Annotated in this window: 24 protein-coding genes; 8 read left to right on the top strand and 16 right to left on the bottom strand. The window is 63.9% G+C overall.

What is annotated here, in order from left to right; all coding sequences use genetic code 11:
• Window positions 1-59 precede the first annotated feature (59 nt).
• A complete protein-coding gene (locus tag ABC969_RS10500) occupies window positions 60-2,129 on the bottom strand; it encodes a catalase (protein WP_345864785.1) in 2,070 nt (689 codons plus the stop codon).
• A gap of 132 nt (window positions 2,130-2,261) precedes the next feature.
• Window positions 2,262-3,545 carry a UDP-N-acetylglucosamine 1-carboxyvinyltransferase gene (gene murA, locus ABC969_RS10505; protein WP_345864787.1) on the bottom strand — a complete coding sequence of 428 codons (1,284 nt, stop codon included), beginning with the start codon at window positions 3,543-3,545 and terminating at the stop codon, window positions 2,262-2,264.
• A 163-nt stretch (window positions 3,546-3,708) separates the two neighbouring features.
• Between murA and ABC969_RS10510 the strand changes: the two genes are divergently transcribed.
• Complete coding sequence (locus tag ABC969_RS10510) at window positions 3,709-4,407, top strand: Crp/Fnr family transcriptional regulator (protein WP_345864788.1); 699 nt, start codon at window positions 3,709-3,711, stop codon at window positions 4,405-4,407.
• A 7-nt stretch (window positions 4,408-4,414) separates the two neighbouring features.
• On the opposite strand, the gene clpS is transcribed toward ABC969_RS10510, so the two are convergent.
• The 3 genes from clpS to ABC969_RS10525 form a co-directional block, all read right to left on the bottom strand.
• The gene (gene clpS / locus ABC969_RS10515; RefSeq protein WP_345865149.1) at window positions 4,415-4,750 is read right to left on the bottom strand and encodes an ATP-dependent Clp protease adapter ClpS; all 336 of its coding nucleotides are present in this window, start codon (window positions 4,748-4,750) and stop codon (window positions 4,415-4,417) included.
• A gap of 163 nt (window positions 4,751-4,913) precedes the next feature.
• The gene (locus tag ABC969_RS10520) at window positions 4,914-5,330 is read right to left on the bottom strand and encodes a phasin family protein (protein ID WP_345864789.1); all 417 of its coding nucleotides are present in this window, start codon (window positions 5,328-5,330) and stop codon (window positions 4,914-4,916) included.
• Window positions 5,331-5,770: 440 nt separating this feature from the next.
• A complete protein-coding gene (locus ABC969_RS10525) occupies window positions 5,771-7,501 on the bottom strand; it encodes a PHA/PHB synthase family protein (RefSeq protein WP_345864791.1) in 1,731 nt (576 codons plus the stop codon).
• Window positions 7,502-7,665: 164 nt separating this feature from the next.
• Between ABC969_RS10525 and ABC969_RS10530 the strand changes: the two genes are divergently transcribed.
• The 3 genes from ABC969_RS10530 to ABC969_RS10540 all read left to right on the top strand — a co-directional run bounded on the left by ABC969_RS10530 (window position 7,666) and on the right by ABC969_RS10540 (window position 10,582).
• On the top strand, window positions 7,666-8,871 hold the full coding sequence (locus tag ABC969_RS10530) for an LL-diaminopimelate aminotransferase (protein ID WP_345864793.1): 1,206 nt from the start codon (window positions 7,666-7,668) through the stop codon (window positions 8,869-8,871).
• A 16-nt stretch (window positions 8,872-8,887) separates the two neighbouring features.
• Window positions 8,888-9,349 (top strand): RidA family protein, encoded by a 462-nt coding sequence (locus ABC969_RS10535; RefSeq protein ID WP_345864795.1) that lies wholly within the window; start codon window positions 8,888-8,890, stop codon window positions 9,347-9,349.
• A gap of 96 nt (window positions 9,350-9,445) precedes the next feature.
• Window positions 9,446-10,582 (top strand): GNAT family N-acetyltransferase, encoded by a 1,137-nt coding sequence (locus ABC969_RS10540; RefSeq protein WP_345864797.1) that lies wholly within the window; start codon window positions 9,446-9,448, stop codon window positions 10,580-10,582.
• A 3-nt stretch (window positions 10,583-10,585) separates the two neighbouring features.
• Here ABC969_RS10540 and ABC969_RS10545 read toward each other — a convergent pair whose 3' ends face one another.
• On the bottom strand, window positions 10,586-12,223 hold the full coding sequence (locus ABC969_RS10545) for a hypothetical protein (RefSeq protein ID WP_345864799.1): 1,638 nt from the start codon (window positions 12,221-12,223) through the stop codon (window positions 10,586-10,588).
• A 29-nt stretch (window positions 12,224-12,252) separates the two neighbouring features.
• Window positions 12,253-14,073 (bottom strand): hypothetical protein, encoded by a 1,821-nt coding sequence (locus tag ABC969_RS10550; RefSeq protein WP_345864801.1) that lies wholly within the window; start codon window positions 14,071-14,073, stop codon window positions 12,253-12,255.
• Between the two features lie 98 nt (window positions 14,074-14,171).
• Between ABC969_RS10550 and ABC969_RS10555 the strand changes: the two genes are divergently transcribed.
• Window positions 14,172-15,392 carry a glycosyltransferase family 2 protein gene (locus ABC969_RS10555; protein ID WP_345864803.1) on the top strand — a complete coding sequence of 407 codons (1,221 nt, stop codon included), beginning with the start codon at window positions 14,172-14,174 and terminating at the stop codon, window positions 15,390-15,392.
• 82 nt (window positions 15,393-15,474) lie between these two features.
• Here the strand turns inward: ABC969_RS10555 and ABC969_RS10560 are convergent, their stop codons facing one another.
• Both ABC969_RS10560 and ABC969_RS10565 read right to left on the bottom strand, forming a co-directional pair.
• Window positions 15,475-16,065 (bottom strand): class I SAM-dependent methyltransferase, encoded by a 591-nt coding sequence (locus ABC969_RS10560; protein WP_345864805.1) that lies wholly within the window; start codon window positions 16,063-16,065, stop codon window positions 15,475-15,477.
• Window positions 16,066-16,147: 82 nt separating this feature from the next.
• Window positions 16,148-17,392, bottom strand: coding sequence for an argininosuccinate synthase (locus ABC969_RS10565; RefSeq protein ID WP_345864807.1), 1,245 nt, complete (start codon window positions 17,390-17,392; stop codon window positions 16,148-16,150).
• A gap of 100 nt (window positions 17,393-17,492) precedes the next feature.
• Between ABC969_RS10565 and ABC969_RS10570 the strand changes: the two genes are divergently transcribed.
• Entirely contained in the window at window positions 17,493-17,879 is a 387-nt protein-coding gene (locus tag ABC969_RS10570; RefSeq protein ID WP_345864808.1) for a DUF1801 domain-containing protein, read from the top strand.
• A 22-nt stretch (window positions 17,880-17,901) separates the two neighbouring features.
• Here ABC969_RS10570 and ABC969_RS10575 read toward each other — a convergent pair whose 3' ends face one another.
• Genes ABC969_RS10575 through ABC969_RS10585 form a run of 3 tightly spaced genes read right to left on the bottom strand, consistent with a single transcriptional unit; the run spans window position 17,902 to window position 20,659 of the window.
• Window positions 17,902-19,131, bottom strand: coding sequence for a class I SAM-dependent methyltransferase (locus ABC969_RS10575; RefSeq protein WP_345864810.1), 1,230 nt, complete (start codon window positions 19,129-19,131; stop codon window positions 17,902-17,904).
• A gap of 17 nt (window positions 19,132-19,148) precedes the next feature.
• Window positions 19,149-19,907 (bottom strand): molybdopterin-dependent oxidoreductase, encoded by a 759-nt coding sequence (locus tag ABC969_RS10580; RefSeq protein WP_345864812.1) that lies wholly within the window; start codon window positions 19,905-19,907, stop codon window positions 19,149-19,151.
• Window positions 19,904-20,659 carry a cytochrome b/b6 domain-containing protein gene (locus ABC969_RS10585; RefSeq protein ID WP_345864813.1) on the bottom strand — a complete coding sequence of 252 codons (756 nt, stop codon included), beginning with the start codon at window positions 20,657-20,659 and terminating at the stop codon, window positions 19,904-19,906. The genes ABC969_RS10580 and ABC969_RS10585 overlap by 4 nt, the downstream gene beginning before the upstream one ends.
• A 66-nt stretch (window positions 20,660-20,725) precedes the next feature.
• Here ABC969_RS10585 and ABC969_RS10590 point away from each other — a divergent pair, with 66 nt between their 5' ends.
• Window positions 20,726-21,331, top strand: coding sequence for a flavin reductase family protein (locus tag ABC969_RS10590; protein WP_345864814.1), 606 nt, complete (start codon window positions 20,726-20,728; stop codon window positions 21,329-21,331).
• A gap of 105 nt (window positions 21,332-21,436) precedes the next feature.
• Here the strand turns inward: ABC969_RS10590 and ABC969_RS10595 are convergent, their stop codons facing one another.
• The 4 genes from ABC969_RS10595 to ABC969_RS10610 form a co-directional block, all read right to left on the bottom strand.
• Window positions 21,437-22,201, bottom strand: coding sequence for a sulfite exporter TauE/SafE family protein (locus ABC969_RS10595; RefSeq protein ID WP_345864816.1), 765 nt, complete (start codon window positions 22,199-22,201; stop codon window positions 21,437-21,439).
• Entirely contained in the window at window positions 22,194-23,402 is a 1,209-nt protein-coding gene (gene rlmN / locus ABC969_RS10600; protein ID WP_380808374.1) for a dual-specificity RNA methyltransferase RlmN, read from the bottom strand. Before rlmN ends, ABC969_RS10595 begins: the two co-directional genes overlap by 8 nt.
• A 188-nt stretch (window positions 23,403-23,590) precedes the next feature.
• Window positions 23,591-24,067 (bottom strand): hypothetical protein, encoded by a 477-nt coding sequence (locus tag ABC969_RS10605; RefSeq protein ID WP_345864818.1) that lies wholly within the window; start codon window positions 24,065-24,067, stop codon window positions 23,591-23,593.
• A complete protein-coding gene (locus tag ABC969_RS10610; protein WP_345864820.1) occupies window positions 24,064-24,717 on the bottom strand; it encodes a histidine phosphatase family protein in 654 nt (217 codons plus the stop codon). Before ABC969_RS10610 ends, ABC969_RS10605 begins: the two co-directional genes overlap by 4 nt.
• A gap of 140 nt (window positions 24,718-24,857) precedes the next feature.
• Here ABC969_RS10610 and ABC969_RS10615 point away from each other — a divergent pair, with 140 nt between their 5' ends.
• Window positions 24,858-25,469 (top strand): outer membrane protein, encoded by a 612-nt coding sequence (locus ABC969_RS10615; protein WP_345864822.1) that lies wholly within the window; start codon window positions 24,858-24,860, stop codon window positions 25,467-25,469.
• Window positions 25,470-25,583: the final 114 nt, after the last annotated feature.

Consider the following 25,583-nt stretch of genomic DNA (forward strand, 5'->3'; position numbering starts at 1 on the left):
GATCCTGAAACAAGTTCAGGATGACGAGAATGGGGAGGGGGCGACCCCTCCCCGTTCGCTTACGCCAGCATGCGCACGCCCGGCTCGCGCGCGTAGAAGCGCTTTTTCGCCGCCTCGATGAAGTCATCGCCGATCCCGGTAATGCCTTCATCCGGCTCCACGCCAGCCTTGTCGAGCAGCGGCTGCGCCGCATCGGTCGCGCCGATCGCCTTCAAATGTCCGAAAGCGTTCATCACGAAATCGACCGCCGCGGCTTCCTTGAGCAGCGACGCGCACCCGTCCTCGGACAACAGAATCGCCACCGCGTCGAACAGTTGCGACGGCGTGCCCGCAAGCTGGCCATCGGCCTGGAACTTGTCACCATCGGACAAGGTCGCACCGCCCACCTTGGGCGCGACGATCACCGCCTTGGCCTCCGCCGCCTCGATCGCCTCGATCAGCGCATCAAGCTCATCGGCATCGGTGCCATCGGCGATCAGGATGCCGATCTGGCGCCCCTCCAGCGTGCTCTTCATGTTCTTGTGAATCGACAGCGCATCGGAGGGCGGCATGTCGATCGGTGCCTTGGCCGCCTCCGCCTTTTCGGGGAGATCGATACCCAAGCCATCGGCAACGCGCTTGGCCAGATCCTCATCGACATTGCGCAGATTGGCCACCATGCGCGGCGGCACCTGATCAAGCAGCCCGACCTTGGACAGTTCGAATACGAACGACGACGCGATATGCGCCTGTTCGTTCTCGGTCTGTGACTTATAGAAAAGTCGTGCCTGGCTGTAATGATCGGCAAAAGTACCCGCGCGGACGCGCAACTTGTCGCCCTGCTCGTCCGGCCCCGTTGCGGCGTTGGTCGTGGCAAACCCGGCCTTGCTTTCGCGCGGGCCGCCTTCCTCGCCATGCGCGGCCAGGCTGTTCGGCTCGTAATTGGCGCGGCCCTTTGGCACCATCGTCTGCATGAGCCCATCGCGCTGGAAATTGCCAAACGGGCAGCGCGGCGTGTTGATCGGAATCTGATGGAAATTCGTCGTGCCCAGCCGTGACTTCTGCGTGTCGAGATAGCTGAACAGCCGCCCCTGAAGCAGCGGATCGTTGGAGAAATCGATTCCCGGAACGATATTGGTCGGCAGGAACGCGACCTGCTCGGTCTCGGCGAAGAAATTGTCGACGTTACGATCCAGCACCATGCGCCCGATGATCCGCACCGGCACATCCTCTTCCGGGATCAGCTTGGTCGCATCGAGCACATCATAGGGCTGTGCCTCGGCAAAGGCCTGATCGAACACCTGGATGCCGAGCTCCCATTCGGGGAACGCGCCGGTATCGATCGCCTCGAACAGATCGCGGCGATGATAATCGTTGTCAGCCGCCTGCAGTTTCAGCGCCTCGTCCCAGATCGTCGACTGCAGACCGAGCTTGGGCTTCCAGTGGAATTTGACGAAGCTCGATTTGCCCTCGGCGTTGACCAGACGGAACGTGTGGACGCCGAAGCCCTCCATCGTCCGGAACGAGCGCGGCAGCGTGCGATCGGACATCGCCCACATCAGCATATGCGTGCTCTCGGGCATCAATGACGCCCAATCCCAGAACGTATCGTGCGCGCTGCCCGCCTGGGGATAGCCGCGATCGGCCTCCATCTTCACGGCATGGACGAGATCGGGAAATTTGATCGCATCCTGGATGAAGAATACCGGGATATTGTTGCCGACGAGATCCCAATTGCCTTCGCGCGTGTACATCTTGACGGCGAAGCCGCGCACGTCGCGCGGCGTATCGACCGAACCCGCGCCGCCGGCGACGGTCGAGAAGCGGACGAACACTTCGGTCTTCTCGCCCTTGGTAAACACCGCCGCCTTGGAGAGATCCGAAATATCGTCGGTCGCCTCGAAAAAGCCGTGCGCGCCCGAGCCGCGCGCGTGGACGATGCGCTCGGGAATACGCTCATGATCGAAGTGAAAGATCTTCTCGCGCAGCACGAAATCCTCGAGCAGCGTCGGCCCGCGCGCGCCCGATTTCAGGCTGTTCTGATTGTCCGAAACGGGCATGCCGTGATTGGTCGTCAGCACCGGCGTGTCGCCGACCGCCAGCTGATGCGTTTCGCCACCATTGCCCGGATTGCGCGGAGTGTCGGTCATGGAAGATCCTTCGGTTGTAGGCGTTCAGGACTCCAACGGTCAGGATCGGGAGAGGGTCCCGCACAAGGTGGGATCGGCGCATTTCGCGCACGCTTCGTCACCCCGGATGCGTTCCGCGGGTGACGGCGGCGATCACCCGTCGCCGGCGCGCTCGATATCTGCCCCGACCGCGCTCAGCTTTTCCTCGAGCCGCTCATAGCCGCGATCGAGATGATAGACGCGGCCGACCTCGGTCTGCCCGTCAGCCACCAGCCCGGCGATGATCAGGCTCATCGAGGCGCGCAGATCGGTCGCCATCACCGGCGCGCCGGTCAGCCCCGCCACGCCGCGCACGATCGCGGTGCGCCCGCTGACCTGAATATCGGCGCCCATCCGCGCCAGTTCGGGCACGTGCATGTAGCGATTTTCGAAGATCGTCTCGGTCAGCACGCTCGCGCCATTTGCCAGCGTGAGCATGGCCATGAACTGCGCCTGCATATCGGTGGCAAAGCCGGGGAACGGCGCGGTCGATAGGGTCAGCGGCCCCAGCCGATCGGGCGCATCGATAAACAGGCTGCCGGCGCGTTCGTCGACCTTGACGCCGGCCTCGACCAACGCCGCGACCGTAGCGCGCATATTGTCCTTGCCCACGCCGACCAGCTCGACCGACCCGCCGGTGATGGCAGCGGCACAGGCATAGCTGCCCGCCTCGATGCGATCGGGCATCACGCGATACGTCGCGCCGTGCAGCCGGTCAGTGCCCTCGATGGTCAGTGTTTCGGTGCCGATGCCGTCGATCTTTGCGCCCATCGCCACCAGGCAGTTGCACAGATCGACGATCTCCGGCTCGCGCGCGGCATTTTCGATCACCGACGTGCCCTTGGCCAGCACCGCCGCCATCACGACGTTCTCGGTCGCGCCGACCGACACGATCGGGAAGGTATAATTGCCGCCCGGCAACCGACCGCCCGGTGCGCTGGCTTTGACATAGCCGGCCGCGAGTTCGATCTCGGCGCCAATCGCTTCCAGCGCCTTCAGATGCAAGTCGATCGGGCGGTTGCCGATCGCGCAGCCGCCGGGCAGCGATACGGTCGCCTCGCCGGCACGCCCGACCAGCGGCCCGAGCACCAGGATCGACGCGCGCATCTTGCGCACGATGTCGTACGGCGCTTCGGTGGAGGTGAGCTTGCCGGCGCGGATCGTCATCACGCGGCCGAAATCCTCCGGACGACTGCCCTCGATCTGCGTCGACGCGCCGAGCTGGTTGAGCAGATGCCCGAAGCTGTCGACATCGGCGAGCCGCGGCAAATTGCGCAACGTCAGCGGTTCGTCGGTGAGCAAGGCGCACGGCATCAGCGTGAGCGCGGCGTTTTTGGCACCGGAGATCGGCAGGCGTCCGGAAAGGCGGTTGCCACCGCGAATGAGAATTCTATCCATCGGGGGGCTTTATCGCGTGTGCGGGGCCATGCAAGTATGTGCATCCGTACATTGCGTTAATTGATCGACTTTAATGCAGTAGTTCCCGTGCGATGCTCTGGGAGTAAACCACCGGGGGGACATTTTCTTGTCATTAAGTTGTTTTGCGGAACGCCTGAACGGTTTGGTACCGCTCACAGCGCGCGAGCATGCGGCACTCGACCGGCTGGAGGAGCGCGAGCGCCCGTTGCGGCGCGGCGGCGCCTTGGTGCGCGAAAAGGACATTGGCGGTGAGATGTTCGTGCTGCGCGAGGGCACGATGATGAGTTCGGTGCTGCTGGATGATGGCAGCCGGCAGATCCTGCGCTTCCTGTTCCCCGGCGACCTGCTCGGCATGTCCAGCCTGGCATATGGCGAGGCGCCCGAAACGCTGACCGCGTTGACCGATTGCATGGTCGCGCCGTTCGACCGTGCCGCCATTGCCAACGTGGTGGCCGAGCATCCGCGGCTTGCGGCGCTGATCATGGTCTATAATCAGATCGAGCGCGCGGCGCTGACCGACCGGCTCGCCGCGCTGGGCCGCACCTCGGCCAAGGCGCGCGTAGCATCGATCCTGCTCGAAATGCGCAACCGGCAGCGCATGGTGGATCCGCAACTGGGCAGCAGCTTCGCGCTGCGGCTCACTCAGGAGGAAATTGGCGATGCCACGGGGCTGACCGCGGTGCATGTCAATCGCATGCTGCGCCAGCTGGAAGAGGAAGGTCTGATCGCGCGGGAAGCAGGCCGCATGACCTTTATCAACGAGCGCGGGCTGGCGCGCGAAGCAAATTATATCGATCGGTATGTCGGGCTAGATCTTTCCTGGCTGCCGCCCGCGCAATGAGCGCCGCCTAGGCCTTTTCCAGCGTGCATTGCAGCGGGTGCTGATGCTGGCGGGCGAATTCGGTGACTTGCGCCACCTTGGTCTCCGCCACTTCATAGCTGAACGTGCCGCACACGCCCACGCCCTTTTGGTGGACGTGCAGCATCACGCGGGTCGCCGCTTCCATATCCATGCGGAAGAAGCGCTGCAGCACCAGCACGACAAATTCCATCGGCGTATAATCATCGTTGAGCAGCAGCACGCGGTACGGCGTCGGCTGCTTGGTCTTTGCGCGCGTGCGGGTAACGACGCCGAGGCCGGTGCCATCCTCATCGTTGCCATCGCCATCGCGGCGCTCGGCCATCGCCGTGGGGGTGTGAAGGTCGATCATGTGTCCGCAAAATATGGCATGCAGGGCCGTTAGGGCAAGGGGGCGTGTGGCGCCGGCAGCCGATAAGTGCTGCCATCAACAAAAAGGGCAGCACCTCACGGAGCCGCCCTTCGTGTTTCGTCGGGGGAAGCGTGGCTTAGGCGGCGACCTTCACCTTTTCGACCGCCACCGCGACACGGTTCTGGATCGGCTGAGCGACCTCGCCGGCCAGCTTGAGCATCGTCTCCGTGTTCTTCGAGGTCTGCGCGACCATCGAATCGAGCACGGTGCGGAAATAGTCGCTCTGCAGCTTGAACAGATCGGTCGGCGACTTGATTGCCGACATATTCTTGAACGCGGCAGTCACGCCTTCGAACTGCTGGCGACCATATTCGGCAGCGTCCTGCCCCATCGCTTCGATGCCCTTGGCAGCGATCTTGCTGCTTTCGACGATCGCTTCGATATTGCCTTTGCCGAAATCGTTGATCTCGACGAACGCCTGCGTGCTCTTGGCATTGGCATCGGCGAACATGGTCTTGGCCTTGTCGGCCGCGTTTTTGATAGTTGCTTCCATGATGTTCTTTCCCTTGGCTGAGACGGGGACCGGCGCGCTGGCGGGGGCGACCGTCGTGATGGTTTCGATCGGGGCCTTGGCTACGCGCTTCGCTGCGGCTTTCACGACCGCCTTTTTCTTGGCCGGCGGCGTCAACGCCGCGGCAGGTACAGGAGGCTTGGCGACTGCAGACTTAGCGCCAGCTCGGCGCTTCGGGGACTGGGACTGGATCATTGCCGGCTCGGCGGCCTCAGCCGGCGTAGGGCCAGCCCGGGCCGGTGCGACAACCGGCGCCGGCGCGAGGGGATCCGCCTGAGCGATGGGTTCTTCGGTCGGCGTTGCGCTGGCCACGATACTCTCCTGACGAGTCGTTGTGCGATGCAGTGTAACTCAGAGCAATAGGTTCGCAAAGCGATTTATGCTGCACTGCAGCATAAGATTCAGGATGGCGTGGCACCGCATCAACGCGCCTTCACATACTCGCCCGGCGCATCGGCAATCGCCGCGAGCATGCCCTTGCCTGGCCGACGGGGGGCATCGACAGGTACCGTCGTCGCATCCCGCGCGCGCAGCCAATCCATCCAGTCCGGCCACCAGCTGCCCTTGGTCTCGTGCGCGCCGGCGACGAACTCGGCCAGCGTGTCGACCGGCTCGGGGTTGAGCCAATATTGATACTTCTGTTGCGCCGGCGGATTGATCACCCCGGCGATATGCCCTGAGCCCGCGAGCACGAACTTGAGCGGCCCGGCAAAGTGCCGCATCATCTGCCACACGCTCTCCGGCGGCGCGATATGATCTTCCTTGCCGGCCTGGATATAGGCCGGCGTCGCAACTTTAGTCAGATCGATCGACGTGCCCCCCACCGACAGCGCCCCCGGCGTCGCCAACAGGTTGTCGCGATACAAATCGGTGAGATAGCTCAGATGCCATTTCGCCGGCAGATTGGTCGTGTCGCCATTCCAGTGCAGCAGATCGAACGGCACATAATCCTGCCCCAACAGATAATTGTTGGTGACGTAATTCCAGATCAGATCGCGCCCGCGCAGCATGTTGAAGGTCAGCGCCATATAGCGCCCGTCGAGAAATCCGTCTGGGGTAAGGCTGGCCATCGCGGCGAGTTGCTCGTCATCGATGAAGTTGAGCAATTCGCCGGCCTGCGCGAAATCGACCTGCGCGGTGAGGAAGGTCGCGCTTTTGACTTTCTCCGCCTCGCCTTTGGCCGACAGCACGGCGAGCGTAGCCGCCAAGGTGGTGCCGGCGACGCAATAGCCTATCGTGTGCACCGCCGGCACGTCTAGCGCCGCGCGGACGACATCGACCGCCTCGATCTGCGCGGCGACATAATCGTCCCATTGCACATGGGCGAGGCTGGCATCGGCCGACTTCCACGACACCATGAACACGGTGACGCCCTGCTCAACGACCCAGCGGATGAAGCTTTTCTCCGGCGTGAGATCGAGGATGTAGAAGCGGTTAATCCAGGGCGGGAAGATGACCAGCGGAACTGCGAGCACCGTCTCGGTGGTCGGCGTGTATTGGATCAGTTCGTAGAGTGGCGTGCGATGGACGACCTTGCCCGGCGTCATGGCGAGGTTACGACCGACCTCGAACGCATTCGGATCGGTATGCGTCAACTGCCCCTTGGCGATGTCGGCAAGCATGTTCTGCAGGCCCTTGAGCAAATTCTCACCGCCCGTCTCCAGCGTCTTTTCCAACACCACCGGGTTGGTTGCTGGGAAGTTGCTCGGGCTCATCGCCTCCAGGAACCCGCGCGCGGCGAAGCGCATACGCTCCTTCTGCTTGGCATCCACGCCGTCGAGCGCATCGATGCCTCGCAGCATGTGATCGGAGATAAGGAAATAGCTTTGCCGGATCCAGTCGAACACCGGATTCTCCCAGGCCGGATCCTTGAAGCGCTTGTCGCGCGCCTGGTCGGACGATTTTTCGGCGGGCGGCGCCGTGGCTGGATCCAGGAAGCGCTGCCATAATGTGAGGCTGTCGCTCCAGAAGCTCTGCGCGCGCGCCAGCGTGGCAGGATCGGTCAGGCCGGGGATCGCAGGCAGTGCGGTCGCGGCGGGCGGGCCAAAGCCTTGCTCCAGCATCATCTGTTGCGCGCGGCCGAGCACCCAGGTCCAGTGCTGCATCTCCCCGAGGCTCGGGAGCGTCGGGGTGCCTGTGAGATCTTGAGCCATGCGTCTCTCCTAACGCCTCCTAGCCCCAACCGTCATGCCAGCGAAAGCTGGCATCTCCAGTTCGGGGCACGATGCTGCGAAAAGCATGAGACCCCAGCCTGCGCTGGGGTGACGGAAACGGCGCGGTGACGTAAGACCAAGTCTCCTCAAAGCCGGAACCCGCTATGTCCGAAGAATTCTACCGCATGAAACGCCTGCCGCCCTATGTCATCGCCGAAGTGAACGCGATGCGGGCCGCGGCGCGCGCGGGCGGGGAGGACATCATCGATCTCGGCATGGGCAATCCCGATTTGCCGCCACCGCCGCACGTGATCGAGAAATTGATCGAGGTGGTGCGCAAGCCCGATGCGCATGGTTATTCGCAATCCAAGGGCATTCCCGGGCTGCGCCGCGCGCAGGCCAATTATTACGGCCGCCGCTTCGGCGTGGACGTGGATCCCGAAAGCGAAGTTGTCGTCACAATGGGCTCCAAGGAGGGCCTCGCCAGCCTCGCCACCGCGATCACCGCGCCCGGCGACGTCGTGCTCGCGCCGAACCCGTCCTATCCCATCCACACGTTCGGTTTCATCATCGCCGGCGCGACGATCCGCGCCGTGCCGACCACGCCGGATGAGCATTATTTCGAGTCGCTCGAACGCGCGATGGCCTTCACGGTGCCGCGCCCGTCGATCCTGGTGGTCAATTACCCGTCCAATCCTACCGCCGAGACGGTCGATCTCGCATTCTACGAACGCCTGGTCGCCTGGGCGAAGGACAATCAGGTCTGGATCATCTCCGATCTAGCCTATTCCGAGCTCTATTATGACGGCAAGCCCACCGTCTCGATCCTGCAGGTCAAGGGCGCCAAGGATATCGCGGTCGAGTTCACCTCGCTCAGTAAGACTTATTCGATGGCCGGCTGGCGCATCGGCTTTGCGGTCGGCAACAAGACGCTGATCGCCGCCATGAGCCGCGTAAAATCGTATCTCGATTACGGCGCCTTCACCCCGATCCAGGCCGCCGCCTGCGCCGCGCTCAACGGCCCGCAGGATATCGTCGCGGCCAATCGCGAACTCTATCACAAGCGCCGCGACGTGCTGGTCGAGAGCTTCGGCCGCGCCGGCTGGGACATCCCCTCCCCCCGCGCGAGCATGTTCGCCTGGGCGCCATTGCCGCCGGCGCTCGCGCATCTCGGCAGCCTCGAATTCTCCAAGCAGCTGCTGGCACACGCCAAGGTCGCGGTGGCGCCGGGCGTCGGCTATGGCGAAAATGGCGAGGGCTTTGTCCGCATCGCGCTGGTCGAGAATGAACAGCGCCTGCGCCAGGCCGCGCGCAACGTGCGCAAATATCTGCAGAGCATGGGCGTCAACACGCCCGCCCGCTCCGCCTGAACCTGAGAGAGATACGATGACTGACCGCGTTGATACCAAGCTGGCCGAACTTCGCCTGACCCTGCCGCAGGCCGCCGCGCCGATCGCTTCCTATGTACCAGCGGTGGAGGCGGGCGGGTTGCTGCACGTCTCCGGACAATTGCCGTTCAAGCAGGGCGCGGTGATGACCGGGCGGCTGGGCGAGGATCGTGATCTGGTCTTCGGGCAGGAAGCGGCGCAGGCCTGCGCGCTGATGGTCGTGGCGCAGGTCAAGGCCGCGCTCGGCGATCTCTCGCGGGTCAAGCGCATCGTCAAGCTCGGCGTGTTCATCAATTCCGCCGCCGATTTCACCGATCAGCCCAAGGTCGCCAACGGGGCGTCGGATCTGATGGTCGCCTTGTTCGGTGATGCCGGAAAGCACGCTCGCGCCGCCGTCGGCGTCCCCGCGCTGCCGCTTGGCGCCGCGGTCGAGATCGACGCGATCATCGAGATCGGCTGACCCAACCCACGATTGTCATCCTGACGCAGGTCAGGATGACGTTGATTACGAGCCTACGCCTTGGCCTGAGCCCCCAAGCCCCCTACCTGTACCGTAATGACCGCCGTCACCGCCCGTATCGCCGACGGCGTCGCCGCCATCCCCGCCGCCGATTGGGATGCCTGCGCCGGCGCCGACAATCCTTTTCTCAGCCACGCCTTCCTCTCGATCGTCGAGCAATCCGGCAGCGCCACGCCGCGCACCGGCTGGCAACCGGTGCCCGTGGTGATCGACGGCCCCGATGGCCGCCCCGCCGCCATCGCGCCGGCTTATGCCAAGAGCCATAGCCAGGGCGAATTCGTCTTCGATCACGGCTGGGCCGATGCCTGGGAGCGCGCCGGCGGCCGCTATTATCCCAAGCTGCAGATCGCCGCACCCTTCACGCCCGTGCCCGGCCCGCGGCTGTTGCTGCGCGATCCCGCCATGGCCGCGCCGTTGCTGGCGGCGATCGAGGCGGTGACCGATCAGCACGGCCTGTCCTCCGCGCACGCGACGTTCATCGCGCCCGATCAGGTGCCCTTGTTCGAAGCCGCCGGCTGGCTGATCCGCGCCGGCACGCAATTCCATTGGCGGAACGAAGGCTATGCCCAGTTCGACGATTTCCTCGCCGCCCTGGCCAGCCGCAAGCGCAAGGCGATCCGCAAGGAGCGCGCCGCCGCGGTCGAGGGGCTGACCATCCGCCATATCAGCGGTGCCGACATCACCGAAGCCGATTGGGACGCGTTCTGGGTGTTTTATCAGGACACCGGCAGCCGCAAATGGGGCAAGCCCTATCTCACCCGCGCGTTCTTCTCGTTGCTCGGCGAGCGCATGGCGCACCGCGTGCTGCTGATCATGGCCGAGCGCGATGGCAAACCGATCGCCGGCGCGCTCAACCTGATCGGTGCGGACACGCTGTACGGCCGCTATTGGGGCTGCACCGAGGACGTGCCGTTCCTCCATTTCGAGTTGTGCTATTACCAGGCGATCGACGCCGCCATCGCGCGCGGCCTCGCCACGGTCGAGGCCGGCGCGCAGGGCGAACACAAGCTCGCGCGTGGCTATGCCCCGATCACCACCTGGTCGGCGCACTATATTCCCGACCGCAATTTCCGCCGCGCGATCGCCGATTTCCTCGAGCGCGAACGCGAATCGGTCGCGTCGGATCAGGAATATCTGTCGGAGCTGACGCCGTTCAAGAAGGCCGCCAGCTAAGCCTCAGAACGGCGCGCGCCAGATGATCCGCGGATGGATCTCCGCGTCACTGACAAACACGCCCGGCTTGCTGTGATCGATGCGATACAACACGCTCGTCCCGTCGCGCCACACCTCCACCAGCCCCTGGTTGAACTTGGGATCGTAAGCCGGCGGCTGGATCAGCCAGACATAGTCAAACGCATTGCGCGGAAACCGCGCCAGCGCCCGGTTGATCGGGCGCCACCATTCGCGCGGGCATTGGATGCTCGTCACGATCTGCGACGGATCATGCGCAAAGCGCCCGGCGGGCAGATATTTGACGGTCAGCAACTGCGCGCCGGCCATCGACCATTGATCGTTCGAATAGGCCAGCCGCCGCTCCAGCGCCAATGCCGGGAAATGTTCGACTCGGCTCATCAGCCAGCGATTGCCGCATTGCTCGCCGACAAAGGTGATCAGCCGCGCGCCGATCGGCACGTGATCCAGCGCTTTCAATTCACGGTCGTAGCGCTCGTCGAACATCCAGTAGCTCACCGTCCCCGCACCGATCCGCACCAGGAAAAAGGCGCAACCGAGCACCGCCACCAGCGTTGCGCCACGTACTGACAGGCCGGGCCGCGGGCGCAGCGCGATCAGCGCGATCGCCAGCATGAACGGCACAAGCCGCATATCGGCATAGGCCGATCCGAACACGATGCGCGGCAGGGCGATGAACACGGCGAGCAGGAACAACGCGGAGAGCGCCAGATTGCGCGAATAGCCGAACGCCGGGTTGCGCAGCCCCTTGGCCAGGATCACCAGCAGCAACGCGATCGAGGCGATATCGAACGTTTGCCAGCGATCCTTCAGCACCATCGTCAGCCAGCCGAACTTGGCCCGCCAGTTGAACCAGTCCGCCGTCTGCCCGGTGACATGATCCCCCGACCGCCACACGATCATCAGCACCATCGGCAGCGCCAGCGGAACGCAGTGCAGCCCGGCCTTGCACCAGGCGGCGATCCAATGCCCGCGCCGGATGCGATCCCACAAACCGGCGGCGCCACGCCGTTCGGTCATCAGATCATGCTGACGGATCATCTCGGCGGAGAAGGCCAGCACGCCGAGCACGCCCCAGCCGAACGTGTGGCACAACCACACGAGGCAGGAGAGCGGCACGAAGATGATCGCGCGCAAGCGCAGCTTGCCGAGCCGCGCCAGCCGCAGCCACAAGGCAAAGGCGTTGAGCGCCAGCGCCATCGACAGCGCGAAATTGATGAAGCCGAACTGGAACGGAAAACTGTACGCCAGCGGCAACGCAAACAAGGCGGTCGCCGGGATCCGCCCATGTACTTCGCGCGCGATCCAGAGCAATCCGAGCACGGTAAGCGCGGGGATCGCCATCACGATCAGCTTGACGGCCAGTTCAAGCCCGAACACCGGCGCCAGCGGCACGACCAGCAGATCGATGCCGAGATTGCCGATCAGCGACCATTGAAAATTGTACCAGTCGGCAAGCCACGGCACCTGCCCGATCTCGAGCTGCACACGAAACCGCCCCATATGGCCGGGCAGATCGACCAGCGGCGGGATATCGGGCTTGATCAGCGGTATGATCGAGACGAGCACCATCAAGGCGACGAACCAGCGCGTCTGCCACCAGTGAAGTTTGTCGCCGGTCATCCACGCCCGCCTTGTTGGCCACTCTGCATTCAGTGCTGCGTGATCCGATAAAGCCGTAAGCTGGTGCCGCGCAAGGGAAGTCGTTTCAGCCAAGGCGGCGGGCGGTTCTGATGGAGCAGTGTGGCGAGGCTGGTTGGGTAGTGCGTATAAGCCTTCATTTCATCAAAATCTCCCGGGCAGAATGCCACGTATTTGGCCTGCCACTTGGCGGCGATCGGACGGCCCTGCTTCGGTGTGTGCAAAAAATAGCGGTAGGTGTCCATGATACCGTCATTATTGCGATGATACCCGGCGCCGACGGTGGCCATTTCCGTCCCTCCGATCAGATACGGCGCAAGATCGGCCGCCGCCAGAATGACGCCGTTTGGGTAAAGGCCGATCTGATGCCAGACATCGCCGGTCTTGCACTCTCCACCCAACGAAGCAGATTTCTCGACGGTTGACGACTTACTAGCCAGCAGGGTCGCCGACACGAAGCCATACAATATGCCTGCCGAGACCAGCCATGCACCGATCAGCGCCGCCGCCCGCCCATGCTCCCGTCGACGCGCAGCCAGCACAAGTCCAGCCAGGATCGGTGCGCACAAAAGCGTACCGATATAGGTACCGCGGACCTGGAAAAGCGTAATTGACGCAGACACGATGACGATCGCCGCCGGTGGCGCAAGCAATGGCCATATCCGAGGGCTGCGCCACAACATCCAGATTGTAGTGGAAAAACCGGCCATCAGCAGTCCGCCCAACCCGATCGAGTACACTTGGGGCCGTTGCTTCAACAAGCCTTGTGCCTCGGTGATATGCGCCAGGAACTCGCGCTGTAGAAACGGGTCCATCGCGCCGTAGGGACCGGCGAGACACGTAGGAAACGCGATCAGCACGATGCCCGCCGCCCCCGAAGCTAGGATCACCGCCATGCCGAAGCGCCAGCGCCAGTCGCGAAGATATGGCGTTGCCTGCGCCAGCGCGCCCAGCGCGACACTCACCAGCAGTGCAGTGCTGGCCGATGCCGGGGTGAAGGCGTCACATAAAGCCGCCGACCAATAAGACGGCCTCAGGAATGCCAGGCTGAATAAGGTCGCTGCCGCCATACCGCTCGCCAGGCCGGCCAGCCGCCGACGCTCCGTGATGCCGCACGCAACCCAGATCAGCCCCGCCACCGCGATCAATGTCGCGACGTGGGGCGCGGTTTCGAGCCCAATGACCAAACTGATGGCCAGCGCCACGCCCGCCGCAAGACCGTTGCGCAGCGACGGTCCGCGCACCATTGCCAAGACGGCAAGTTCAATCATCACCGTCTGCAACGCATGATGATCGATCCGGCCGGGAACGAACAGATTGGTGCCGGGAACTGCCAAGGCGGCTAACACCGCCGCAACGGTAGCCGCCTCGGGCGACCACAAGTGCCGGGCGATGCGCGCCGACAAGAAGATGCTGATGATGAACAGCAATCCTGGATAAGCAAGAACGGCGATCAACTCCGCCTGATGGCGCCCGACCAATGGAGTAGCGGCCAGAATGATGGCCGCCAGCCCAAGGTCATTGATCCGCGACCAATGCATTGGCACGCCATGCGGCGGGGCTAGCCGATACTGCGTCCAGTTGTTGAACGCCTGCCCATTCAGCCAATCCCGAACCTGTGCCAGACGCATCATATCATCGGTATCGGGGAGCGCCAGCCACCGTAGTTTAGACCAATCATTGGCGGCCCAGGCCGTGCTCAGCATGACGCCCAGCAATACCGCTACGATCAGGTCGATCACAATGGCCCGGCGCTTCGTAGCGCGGGAAAGTGATAAATTGGAAGCCGGCGGATCGATAAGCAACGGTGCGACGGGCAGCGATTCCGACATGCAGGAATTTCCTTGGGCGTGAGCATGTCGCCTAACAGGCAATGGTTAACCTTCTTTTTATGGTTCGCCCCTAGCGTAATACTTAGGGAGAATTTCCGGTGCGGACATCCACGGCGATCGAGCTCGACAAGACACTGCCGGCGCGTGCGCCGGCTCGCGGTCCAGCACCCGATTCGATCGAACTGTCGATCGTCATGCCCTGCCTCAACGAAGCAGAGACGTTGGCCGTATGCATTCGCAAGGCGCAACAATATCTCGAAGTAAGCGGCGTCCGCGGAGAAGTCATCATCGCGGACAACGGCTCGACGGACGGATCGCGCCAGATTGCCAATGCCATGGGCGCGCGGATTGTCGCGGTCGAGGCGCGCGGTTATGGCGCGGCGCTGATCGGTGGGATCGCCGCCGCCCGCGGGACCTATGTGATCATAGGTGACGCCGATGACAGCTACGACTTTAGGGCGTTGCAACCGTTCGTCGATGCACTGCGCGCCGGCGGCGAACTGGTGATGGGCGACCGTTTCTTGGGCGGCATTGCCAGCGGCGCTATGCCGTCGCTGCATCGCTATATCGGCAATCCCGTGCTCAGCTTCCTTGGACGTGTGCTATTCGACAACAAGATCAGTGATTTCCACTGCGGACTGCGCGGCTTCCGACGTGACGCAATTCTTGCACTTGGTTTGCGGTCCACCGGCATGGAATTTGCCAGTGAGATGGTCGTCAAGGCGGTGATGCACCGGCTCGACGTGTGCGAAGTGGCGACGACACTGTCACCCGATGGCCGCAGCCGCGCACCGCATCTGCGCACGTGGCGCGATGGCTGGCGTCATCTGCGCTTCCTGCTCACCTATGCGCCGCGCTTCCTGTTCGTATATCCTGGCCTTGCCTGCGCCGCCTTCGGCGTGGCAGGCATCGCAACGCTGGCGCCTGGCAGTGTGACGCTCGGCCATATCGAGCTCAGCGCGACGACGATGCTGTTCGCGGCCATGTTGCTATTGCTCGGTAGCCAGCTGATCAGCTTTGGCGTGATCGCGAGGCTTTACGGCGTGGCAAGCAATTTGTGGCCGTCCAGCAGACGGGTCGAATGGTTTCGTGCGCGCTTCAGCGTTGAGCGTGGTGCGCTCGCCGGCGGGGTACTGACGCTGGCCGGGATCAGCGGCGCTACCTTGCTGATCGGCGGCTGGGCTACCACCGGGTTCGGCCCCATGGACGGTATTGCCCTGATGCGGCTCGCCATCCCGGCGATGGTGGCGACCCTGCTCGGACTACAGACCGTATTTACCAGCTTCCTGATTGGATTGGTCGATACGCGGATCACCTGAGGCGTAAGCCACATTGATCGTCCAAGACGCAGAATTGAAACGGGCGCGCCTTCCCGCGCGCCCTTTTGTACGCTGCGCTAGGTTAACGGGACAGGATCGTCACGAAATGCAACTGGCGATCGAACAGCCAGCTAAAGGGTCGCGGGTACAGTGCCAATTTTGTGCTAAACTGACGCGTGTGCAGCCCCAGTCTATCCCAGATCCCGGCCCATTCGCGGCGTGACAGATAATTATAGGGGAGGCGCACGCCGTGGGCGGCGTTACCGACCCAATCCATAAAACTCAGCGTCAAGCTCGCACCAATACCGTCGCGCAGATGATCCTTGACGATCACGACCGGCGCGACGCGCGCAATCTCGGTCATCACTGCCGCGGGATCGTCGGTGTGATGGAGTACATCGACGACGATCGCGGCATCGAAAGCATTATTGGCAAACGGGATCGTCTGCCCATCATATTGGTGCACCGTGATCGCCGTATCCGGGCGGATCAGCACGTCGATGCCCTCGATCTTCACGTCAGGACGCAACTGCATCAGCAGCTGTGCGAGATCGCCACTGCCACAGCCGACATCCAGGACCCGCGCGCCAGACGGAAGGCGTTCGGCAATCACCCGCCCGAGCGTGCGAATCCGTCGGCCGAAGACAAGTTTGTCATGAACGGCACCAAGCATCTATTCATCCCCCACAGATCGGACAGAACCACCTTGGGGGACATTCGACTGACATTTGGTTAACGTTGCGTCAGTTCTTGGCTTACCGATCCCGCCGCCCCAGCAGCCGCAGCCTGAGCGCCTGCAGCTTGATGAAGCCCGCGGCATCGCGCTGGTCGTAGGCGCCCTGATCGTCCTCGAACGTCACGACCTTTTCCGAATACAGCGAGTTGGGCGATTTGCGCCCGACCACCGAGACATTGCCCTTGTAGAGCTTAAGCCGCACGGTGCCTGACACCTTTTCCTGGCTGTGATCGATCGCCGCCTGCAGCATCTCGCGCTCGGGGCTGAACCAGAAGCCGTTATAGATCAGTTCGGCATAACGCGGTGCCAGTTCGTCCTTGAGATGCGCCGCACCCCGATCGAGGGTCAGTTGCTCGATGCCGCGATGCGCGAGATTGTAGATCGTGCCGCCCGGCGTTTCATACATGCCGCGCGATTTCATGCCGACAAAGCGGTTCTCGACCAGATCGAGCCGGCCGATACCATGCGTGCGGCCATAATCGTTGAGCGTGGCCAGCAGCGTCGCAGGGCTCATGCCCACGCCATTGATCGCCACGCCATCGCCGCGCTCGAAATCGATCGTGATATATTCGGGCGTGTCAGGCGCGTCTTCGGGATTGTTGGTGCGCGAATAGACATAGTCCGGCACCTCATCCCACGGATTTTCAAGCACGAGGCCCTCGGACGAGGTGTGCAGGATGTTGGCGTCGGTCGAGAACGGCGCTTCGCCGCGCTTGTCCTTGCTCACCGGAATCTGGTGCTGCTCGGCGAATTCGATCAGCTTGGTGCGGCTGGTCAGGTCCCATTCGCGCCACGGCGCGATCACCTTGATATCGGGCGCGAGCGCGTAATAGCCGAGCTCGAAGCGCACCTGATCATTGCCCTTGCCGGTCGCACCATGGCTCACCGCATCGGCGTTCAGCATGCGCGCGATCTCGATCTGGCGCTTGGCGATCAGCGGCCGCGCGATCGACGTGCCGAGCAGATACAGGCCCTCGTACATCGCGTTGGCGCGCATCATCGGGAACACGTACTCGCCGACGAATTCTTCGCGCAGATCGTCGATGAAGATATGCTCGGGCTTTACGCCCGCCATCTCGGCCTTCTTGCGCGCGGGCTCCAGTTCCTCGCCCTGGCCGAGATCCGCGGTGAAGGTCACCACTTCGCACTTATAGGTCTGCTGCAGCCATTTCAGGATGACGCTGGTGTCCAACCCGCCCGAATAGGCCAGCACGACGCGATTAATGCCGGCGTCGCCGGCGGGACGGTTGATTTCGTCGGTCATAGATTCCATCCTCAGCTACAGGCCCCGCGCCCTATGCGAGCGGGCAAGCGCGCGCAACCGGAGAGGTATCGTGGCGGCAAACAAGACCCAGGCGACGGAAATGAGCGTCGCCGACTTCCTGGCGGCGGTCGAACCGGCGCAGCGCCGCGACGATGCGCGCGCGGTGTGCGACATGCTCGCGCGGGTGAGCGGCGAGCCGGCGCGCATGTGGGAGCCGGCCATCGTCGGCTTCGGCACCTATCACTATCGCTACGACAGCGGGCGCGAGGGCGAGATGTGCCGCATCGGCTTCTCGCCGCGCAAGGCGCAGACCGTGCTCTACATCCCCGGCGGCTTCCCGCGCTACGAAGATCTGCTCGCCCGGCTGGGCAAGCATTCGACGGGCAAAGGGTGTCTTTACATCAAGAAGCTCGCCAACGTGGATACGGCGGTGCTGGAGATCCTGGCCGGCGAGGCGTTCGACTATATGCGCACCGCTTATCCCTGAATGGGTCGACCACCCGGAGCGCTCAAGCTCCGCGCAACCGCCGCTCTTCTTCCACCATATAATCCCGCGTGATCGGCAACTCCGTGCGCGAGCGCGACATCTGCAGCTGGTAATTGACCAGCCCGCCATAGCGAAACGCCTGGCTCGCGCCGGCGAGGTAGAAGGTCCACATGCGATAGAAACGCTCGTCGTACAACGCGACGATCTGCGCCTTCGCCGCCACCGTCCGGTCGTACCACAGGTCCAGCGTATAGGCATAATGCAGCCGCAGCACCTCGATATCGGTGGGGAACATCTTGAGGCCTTCATACCCCTTCACGATTTCCGACAGCGCCGGATTATAGCCGCCGGGGAAAATGTATTTCGCGGTGAAATCGTCGGTCACGCCGGGGCCGTTCATCCGCCCGATCGTGTGCATCAGCAGCACGCCCTCAGGCGTCAGCAGCTCGCGGCATTTGCGGAAGAAGGCCTTGTAATGCGCCGGGCCGACATGCTCGAACATGCCGACCGAAACGATGCGATCGAACGTGCCGGTCACGTGGCGATAATCGATCAGTTCGAATTTGACCTTGTCGGCCACGCCGGCTTCCTCAGCGCGGCGCTTGGCGACCTTGATCTGCTCTTCGGATAGCGTCACGCCCAGCACCTCGGCGCCGGTCTTGGCGTGCAGATACAGCGCCATGCCGCCCCAGCCGCAGCCGATATCGAGCACCTTCATGCCGGGCTTCAGCGCCAATTTGGCGGCGATATGCGCCTTCTTGTCGTCCTGCGCCTGTCCCAGGCTGTTGCCTGGATCGGTAAAGTAGGCGCAGCTATATTGCCGGTCGGCATCGAGAAACAGGTCGTACAGCCGATCGCTCAGATCGTAGTGATGCGCCACGTTCTGCTTCGATTTGCGCGTCATGTTGATGCGGTTGAGCCGGTGCGTCACCGAGGCGACCGCCTCGCGCAGCGGATGCGGCTTCAGCGTGCGCTTGCCGTCCTCCCATTTGCCGTTGCCCGACAACAGGTTGACGAGATCGCGGATATCGCCCTGCTCGACGATCAGCCGCCCATCCATGAACGCCTCGGCCGCGCCCAGCCCGGGGTTGCGGACGATGAGATTGGCCGCCCCCTTGTCGGTGAAACGGATCGTCACATCGCGAAATTCGGGGTCCGGCGTGCCGAACTGCGTAATCTTGCCGTCGGCGTGGTGGACGGTGAGGTGGCCGCGTTTGACGCGGCGGGCGAGGAAGAGATCGATCAAAGCCATGGGGCGTGCGTAATGGTTTAAATGCCGGCATACCAATCGTAATCGACCGTATCTTCCCAAAAACCGCCCTTGCCGCGGCCGATCCCGGCCAGGCTCGCCACGGCATCGATGCGCATGACATATTTGGCGTGCTTGTAGCCCAATTGCCGCTCGACGCGCAGCCGCAGCGGCGCGCCATGCCCGATATCGAGCAGCCGATCGTTCAGGTGCCACGCCAGAATGGTCTGCGGATGCCGCGCATCGATCAGGTCGATCGATTCATAATAGGGCACGCCATTATAGAGATCGGCACAGGTGAAGACGATGTAGCGCGCGCGCGCGCTCAGGCCGGCGGTGTCGAGGACGGTCGAGAGCTTTGGTCCGCCCCATTTGCCGATCGCGCTCCACCCTTCGACGCAATCGTGCCGCGTGATCTGCGTCCGCTGCGGCAGCCCGCGGATGTCGGCCATCGACAGCGTCAGCGGCCGCGTCACCAGCCCCTGCACGATCAGCCGCCAATCGGCGAAGCGTGTGGCCGCCTGCGCGGTATATTCGGGCGTGTTGGGGTTGCGCGTGCCATTGGTGCGAAACACCGGCGACATCTGATCGGGGCGAAATTCAGGCGCGAGCGCGGCGCGATTGGTCAAGGCGCGCTGCAAACCCTCGTTCATCTTCTCGCCCGAAAACAGGATTTTGCGGAACTGCTCGTTCTGCGCCAGCTTGTCGCACCCGCTGAGCAGCAATCCGGCGGAGGCCGCCGCACCGCCGATCAGGCCGCGCCTGGTGATCAGGCTCATGCCTCGTCCCCCGGCACGCGCCATCGGCCGGTGATCATTGAACGCAGCTCGTTCCCCGCCCCGGCCAGGATCACCAACGTCAGATGCACGACGATGAAGACGGTGATGCCGAAGGCCGCGATAAAATGCAGCGAGCGCGCCGATTGCCGCCCGCCGAACAGCTCGAGCAGCCACGGCCACGCCGCGTTCAGCGCCGGCGACATGGTCAGCCCGGTCAGGATGACGAGCGGCAGCGCCACGAAGATCACGCCGACATAGGACAGCTTCTGGAAGATATTATACGCGCTGGGATTGGCCGGATCGTGAAAGCGCAACGCGAGATGCTCGCGCAGATCATGCAGCACGTGGCGCGGTGCCAGCTCGCCGGCGCGCACGCGCAACTGGCGCTGGAAATGGCGATTGATCAGGCTGACGATCATGAACGCCAGCAACGCGAAGGACAGCACCAGCGCGAACAGCAGATGCCAGCGCCGCGACAGCGCGAGATTGTAGCTGCTCGGCAACGTCAGGATGTTGAGCCCGGTGCTCACCCATGGCGGCATCCAGCTGAGCGACAGCCACGGCGTATCGAAATTGGCGCCGTAGCGCCCCCAATAGAGATGCGGGTGCGCTTTCAGGATGCCGATGCCGCTGCCGATCATGATGAACATCGCGATCGCCGTCACCCAGTGCCACAGCCGCGTGGCCAGCGCATGGCGGTAGATCGTCGTGCCGGGCGCCGCCGGCGCGCCGCTGGGGGATGTCTCGATCATAGTGGTTGCATATCGCGTTCTGCGCCGTTCTAGAACTGCCAATTCCTCGATCGCGGGTACGATTTTATGACCGATCCCTATTTCTACGAGCCTGCCAACGGCCACGGCCTGGCGCATGATCCGCTGAACGCGATCGTCGCGCCGCGCCCGATCGGCTGGATCAGCACGATGAGTGCCGCGGGTATTCGCAACATCGCGCCCTATTCGTTCTTCAACCTGTTCGGCTATCGCCCGCCACTGATCGGCTTCGCCTCGATCGGCTGGAAAGACAGCGTCGCCAATATCGCCGAGACCAAGGAGTTCGTGTGGAACCTCGCCACGCGCCCGCTGGCCGAGGCGATGAACGCAACCGCTACCGATTCAAAGGTCGATGAATTCGACGCGGCGGGGCTGGAGACGCTGCCCTCGCGGCTGATCGCGCCGCACCGTGTCGCCGCCAGCCCGGTAACGTTTGAGTGCCGGCTGACGCAGCTGATCCAGCTGGAAACGAAGGAGGGCCGTACGCTTGATCAGTGGCTGGTGATCGGCGAGGCGATCGGCGTGCACATCGATCCCGCGATGCTGGAGGACGGGGTGTACCAGACCGCTCGCGCCCGCCCGATCATGCGCGGCGGCGGGCCGGCGGATTATTTCGAGGCGGGCGAATTGTTCCAGATGCGCCGGCCGGGATAGGCCGCAAAGTTCCCCAAACGTCACCCCAGCGCACGCTGGGGTCTCATGCGGCTCTCGTCCCGCAATGCCGCTGGAGATCCCAGCGTTCGCTGGATGACGCAGGCCTCAGGAATACGCCCGCCAGAAAAACACCGCGGTCGTGGCCCCGGTGACGAACAACGTCCAGCCGCGCACCGCCCAGGCGGGCAATCTCTTGCCCACCTTCGCTCCCAGCCAGCCGCCGAGCACCGCGCCCACCAGCATCGGCACGGCGGCGGCCCAAGCAACCAGCCCGGCCCACACAAACACGATTGCGGCCGCGGCATTGGCGAGTGCCAGCATCAGCGTGCGCGGGGCGAACAAGGCGCGCGGGCTGACATTGGCCAGCAACCCGTACATCGCCGTCGTCATCATCCCCACGCCGCCGCCGAAATAGCCGCCATAAATGCCCAGCAACACCTGCCCGGCGACCAGGCTGCGCCGCCCGATCGAGACGCGCGCATGCAGCCAGCGCGCCGCGCTGGCGCCGAACGCGATAACCACGAAGGCGAGCAGCAGCAGCCAGGGTATGATCAGATCGAACGCATCGCTTGGCGTGACGACGAGCAGACCGCTTCCCGCCAGCCCGCCGATAAAGGTGATGCCGCCCAGCAGCCGCACATCGACCCCGCCCACCGGCCCCAATTCGTCGCGAAAGCCCCAGGCGCTTGTCGCGGCGCCGGGGAGCAACGCGACATTCGACGTCGAATTGGCGACATTGGCCGGCAGCCCCAGCGCGATCAGCGCAGGCAGCGTGGCAAACGTCCCGCCCCCGGCCAGCGCGTTCATCGCGCCGCCCAGCACGCCCGCACCGGCCATCAGCGCGATCGTCGCCAATCCGATATCAGCCAAGCGCGGTCAGCTTTTCCTCGGCCTGGCGATCGAGCTCGGCACGCGACATCTTTTCACTCGCGGTCTTCAGCTGCCCGCATGCCGCATCGATATCGCGCCCGCGCGGCGTGCGCACCGGCGCCGAAATGCCGGCGTCGAAGATGATGTTGGAGAAGGATTTGATCCGCTCCGGCGTCGAACATTCATATGGCGCGCCGGGCCAGGGATTGAACGGGATCAGATTGACCTTGGCCGGCAGATCATAATGTTTGAGCAGGCGCACCAGTTCGCGCGCGTCGGCATCGCTGTCATTCTTGTCCTTCAACATCACATATTCGAAGGTGATGCGCCGCGCATTATTGGTGCCGGGATAATCGGCGCAGGCCTGGAGCAGCTCCTCGATCCCGTATTTGCGGTTGATCGGCACCAGCTCGTCGCGCACCTCCTTGGTCACGCCGTGGAGCGAGATGGCGAGGTTGACCGAAATCTCTTCGCCCGCGCGCGCCATCATCGGCACCACGCCAGAGGTGCTCAGCGTAATGCGGCGGCGCGACAGGCCAAGCCCTTCGCCGTCCATCACGATCTTGAGGCCATCGCGGACATTGTCGAAATTATAAAGCGGCTCGCCCATGCCCATCATCACGATGTTGGTAAGCATCCGCCCCTCGGGCTGGCTGGGCCATTCGCCCAGCGCGTCGCGCGCGAGCATCACCTGCCCGACGATCTCGCCGGCGGTGAGGTTGCGTACCAGCCGCATCGTGCCGGTGTGGCAGAAACGACAATTGAGCGTGCAGCCGACCTGGCTCGAGACGCACAAGGTGCCGCGATCGGCATCCGGGATGAACACCATCTCGTAATCCTGGCCGTCATCCGAGCGCAGCAGCCATTTGCGCGTACCATCGGTCGACACCTGCGCCTCGACCACCTGCGGCCGCGAGATAACGAAGCGATCGGCCAGCCAGGGATGCATCGTCTTGCTGATATCGGTCATCAGCGCAAAATCGGTCACGCCGCGATTATAGATCCAGTGCCACAATTGCTTGGCACGCAACTTGGCCTGCTTGGGCTCGAGCTGCGACGTCTCCAGCGCCATGCGCAGATCGAGCTTGGACAGGCCGAGCAGATCGATCCGCCCGTCGGCGCGGGGCTTGAGCGCGCGGGGCACGGGTACAGGATCGATATGCCCCGGAATGGGCATGAGGGTCGTCGCATGATTGGGCATGGCGCGCATGTAGTCGAAAATGCCGGCAAATTCCAGTTCGGCGATTCTGCGCTGTCGCGCGCCCCACCCCCCAACGTCACCCCGGACTTGTTCCGGGGTCCGCCGGGCGGCAAGCGCAGCCCGCCCTGATTACGGGCAAGCCGCGCGGCGCAGCGGACCCCGGAACAAGTCCGGGGTGACGACACTGGCTACCGCGCGCAGCCGATCGATGCGGCGTCGATCGCCGTCGCCGCGCCGCGCAACGTATACACGTCGGCGAAGGGCCGCCCGTTCTTGCCCAGCGATTCGACGCTCATGCTGCGCCCCGAGCGGATCGCCGCGACCACCGCGGCGTCGGTGCGCCGATCCGGTGACCAGGCATCGGCACGCCCCGCGACCAGGGCAAAGCGGCGCTCGCCGACCGACAGGGTCACGCGTGCCCGCGCATCGCGCTCGCGGCTCAGGCGGATGTGCAGCTGGTTGCGCACGCCGCGGCCCGGCCACGTGGCGATGCTGGCAAACGGGCGCCAGCGTGCGGCGCCGCCCGCCTGGATCGGCTGCGCGATCGCATAACAGCGCCTTGGCACGGAATCGCTGAACGCGCCCCAGCGATCGAACACCCCGAGCGACTCCCTGGCCGCCGCGGGCGCCGACACCAGCACCGCCAGCAGCAGCAAGCGCCTCACGCCCCGCCGCCGCCCGTGCCGCGATGCACGAGCCGTTCGACGCCGCCAGCGATCATCACCACCGACCCCTGCGGCAATCCCGGCAAGGCCGGCGCGCCAAAACCCGCCACCTCTCCCGCGCCGGTCATCACGCCGCGCAGCACACGGCTGGAGATCCCGTGCATGATCACCAGCCGGTCGCCATCCTCTGCCGCCGTATCGGCCAGCCAGCCGCCGACGCGCAGCGCGATCTCGCTGTACGATTCGCCGTCGGGCGCCTGGCGCAGCAAGCTGCTGACCGGATCGAACACCGGGCCGACATCAGCGATCACCTCGGCATAATAACGCCCGCCCCAACTCCCCATGCCGATCTCGCCCAGCCGCGCATCGGTCTGCGCCGCATGCCAATCGAGCTCGAGATGTTCGGCGATCACCGCCAGCGTCTGCAGCGCGCGCCCGGTCGGCGACGCCCACAGGCTGAGCGCCGGTTTCGCCCCCAGTTCGGCGCGCAAGGCGTGGCCCATCTCCTCCGCCTGCGCAAAGCCGGCGCGCGTCAGCGGGGTATGCGCGGCATCGCCCTGCAGCCGCTGCGCCGCATTGAACACCGTTTCGCCGTGCCGGGCGATGAAATCGCGGCCACTTCTGGGCGGCAATGGGGCGTTGGCATCCATGCCCCGGCATTCAACCCCATGTGGCGCAAAAGCAACGTTTTTTCGTGTTTATCTGAGGTTCATGCAAAGCCCGATCGGCGCGCCTATTTACCCCTTCCCAGCCGCGCAGACGGCGGGATTGTCCAACTGGAGTTACACCAATGCGTAAATTTGCTCTGTCCGCCGCGACCGGCGTCCTCGCTCTTGGCCTTGCCGCACCGGCGTTCGCGCAAGACGTGCCGGTCGAAGCCGCACCGTTCACGGGCCCGCGCGTCGAAGCGATTGCCGGCTATGATCATCTCGGTGGCGAGAATGGGTCGGACGGCGTCGTCTATGGCGGTCAGATTGGTTATGACGCGCAGGTCGGCGGCGTGATCCTTGGCGTCGAAGGCGAACTGACCGGCGCGACGACCAAGTCGGATGACGCCAACGTGCTGGCGGCCGGCGATCGGTTCCGCGTCAAGGCGGGCCGCGATCTTTATGCCGGTGCGCGTCTCGGCTATGCCATCTCGCCGGTGGCGATGATCTACGCCAAGGCCGGTTACACCAACGCGCAGATCGAATCGCGCTACACCGCGGGCGTCGTCACGATCCGCGACAAGGAAGATGCCGAGGGTTATCGCCTGGGTGCCGGCCTCGAGTATAAGATGAGCGGCAATGCCTATGTGAAGGCCGAGTATCGCTATTCGAACTACAACAATCTGGACGGCGGCGATGTCGATATCGATCTCGATCGTCACCAGGTGCTCGCCGGCGTGGGCGTGCGCTTCTAAAATAGAATGCGAGCGGGCGGCCCTGGCCGCCCTATGTCGGACAGCAGGAAGGGCTGGAGCGCTTGCTCCGGCCCTTTTTTTCGTTAAGGTTGCAGTACGGACAATACCCCCGAC

The sequence above is a fragment of the Sphingomonas qilianensis genome (assembly GCF_039614825.1).
Lineage (GTDB): Bacteria > Pseudomonadota > Alphaproteobacteria > Sphingomonadales > Sphingomonadaceae > Sphingomonas > Sphingomonas qilianensis.

Excerpts from the sequence above, each read along its gene's own strand:
- ABC969_RS10580 (WP_345864812.1), bottom strand. The coding sequence starts at position 19,907 with ATGAGCCTGATCACCAGGCGCGGCCTGATCGGCGGTGCGGCGGCCTCC.
- clpS (WP_345865149.1), bottom strand. The coding sequence starts at position 4,750 with ATGGCCGAGCGCCGCGATGGCGATGGCAACGATGAGGATGGCACCGGC.
- ABC969_RS10500 (WP_345864785.1), bottom strand. The coding sequence starts at position 2,129 with ATGACCGACACTCCGCGCAATCCGGGCAATGGTGGCGAAACGCATCAG.
- ABC969_RS10530 (WP_345864793.1), top strand. The coding sequence starts at position 7,666 with ATGTCCGAAGAATTCTACCGCATGAAACGCCTGCCGCCCTATGTCATC.
- ABC969_RS10585 (WP_345864813.1), bottom strand. The coding sequence starts at position 20,659 with ATGATCGAGACATCCCCCAGCGGCGCGCCGGCGGCGCCCGGCACGACG.
- ABC969_RS10575 (WP_345864810.1), bottom strand. The coding sequence starts at position 19,131 with ATGGCTTTGATCGATCTCTTCCTCGCCCGCCGCGTCAAACGCGGCCAC.
- ABC969_RS10560 (WP_345864805.1), bottom strand. The coding sequence starts at position 16,065 with ATGCTTGGTGCCGTTCATGACAAACTTGTCTTCGGCCGACGGATTCGC.
- ABC969_RS10610 (WP_345864820.1), bottom strand. The coding sequence starts at position 24,717 with ATGGATGCCAACGCCCCATTGCCGCCCAGAAGTGGCCGCGATTTCATC.
- ABC969_RS10550 (WP_345864801.1), bottom strand. The coding sequence starts at position 14,073 with ATGTCGGAATCGCTGCCCGTCGCACCGTTGCTTATCGATCCGCCGGCT.
- ABC969_RS10520 (WP_345864789.1), bottom strand. The coding sequence starts at position 5,330 with ATGGAAGCAACTATCAAAAACGCGGCCGACAAGGCCAAGACCATGTTC.
- ABC969_RS10590 (WP_345864814.1), top strand. The coding sequence starts at position 20,726 with ATGACCGATCCCTATTTCTACGAGCCTGCCAACGGCCACGGCCTGGCG.
- ABC969_RS10535 (WP_345864795.1), top strand. The coding sequence starts at position 8,888 with ATGACTGACCGCGTTGATACCAAGCTGGCCGAACTTCGCCTGACCCTG.
- ABC969_RS10570 (WP_345864808.1), top strand. The coding sequence starts at position 17,493 with ATGAGCGTCGCCGACTTCCTGGCGGCGGTCGAACCGGCGCAGCGCCGC.
- ABC969_RS10615 (WP_345864822.1), top strand. The coding sequence starts at position 24,858 with ATGCGTAAATTTGCTCTGTCCGCCGCGACCGGCGTCCTCGCTCTTGGC.
- murA (WP_345864787.1), bottom strand. The coding sequence starts at position 3,545 with ATGGATAGAATTCTCATTCGCGGTGGCAACCGCCTTTCCGGACGCCTG.
- ABC969_RS10545 (WP_345864799.1), bottom strand. The coding sequence starts at position 12,223 with ATGACCGGCGACAAACTTCACTGGTGGCAGACGCGCTGGTTCGTCGCC.
- ABC969_RS10565 (WP_345864807.1), bottom strand. The coding sequence starts at position 17,392 with ATGACCGACGAAATCAACCGTCCCGCCGGCGACGCCGGCATTAATCGC.
- ABC969_RS10540 (WP_345864797.1), top strand. The coding sequence starts at position 9,446 with ATGACCGCCGTCACCGCCCGTATCGCCGACGGCGTCGCCGCCATCCCC.
- rlmN (WP_380808374.1), bottom strand. The coding sequence starts at position 23,402 with ATGCCCAATCATGCGACGACCCTCATGCCCATTCCGGGGCATATCGAT.
- ABC969_RS10525 (WP_345864791.1), bottom strand. The coding sequence starts at position 7,501 with ATGGCTCAAGATCTCACAGGCACCCCGACGCTCCCGAGCCTCGGGGAG.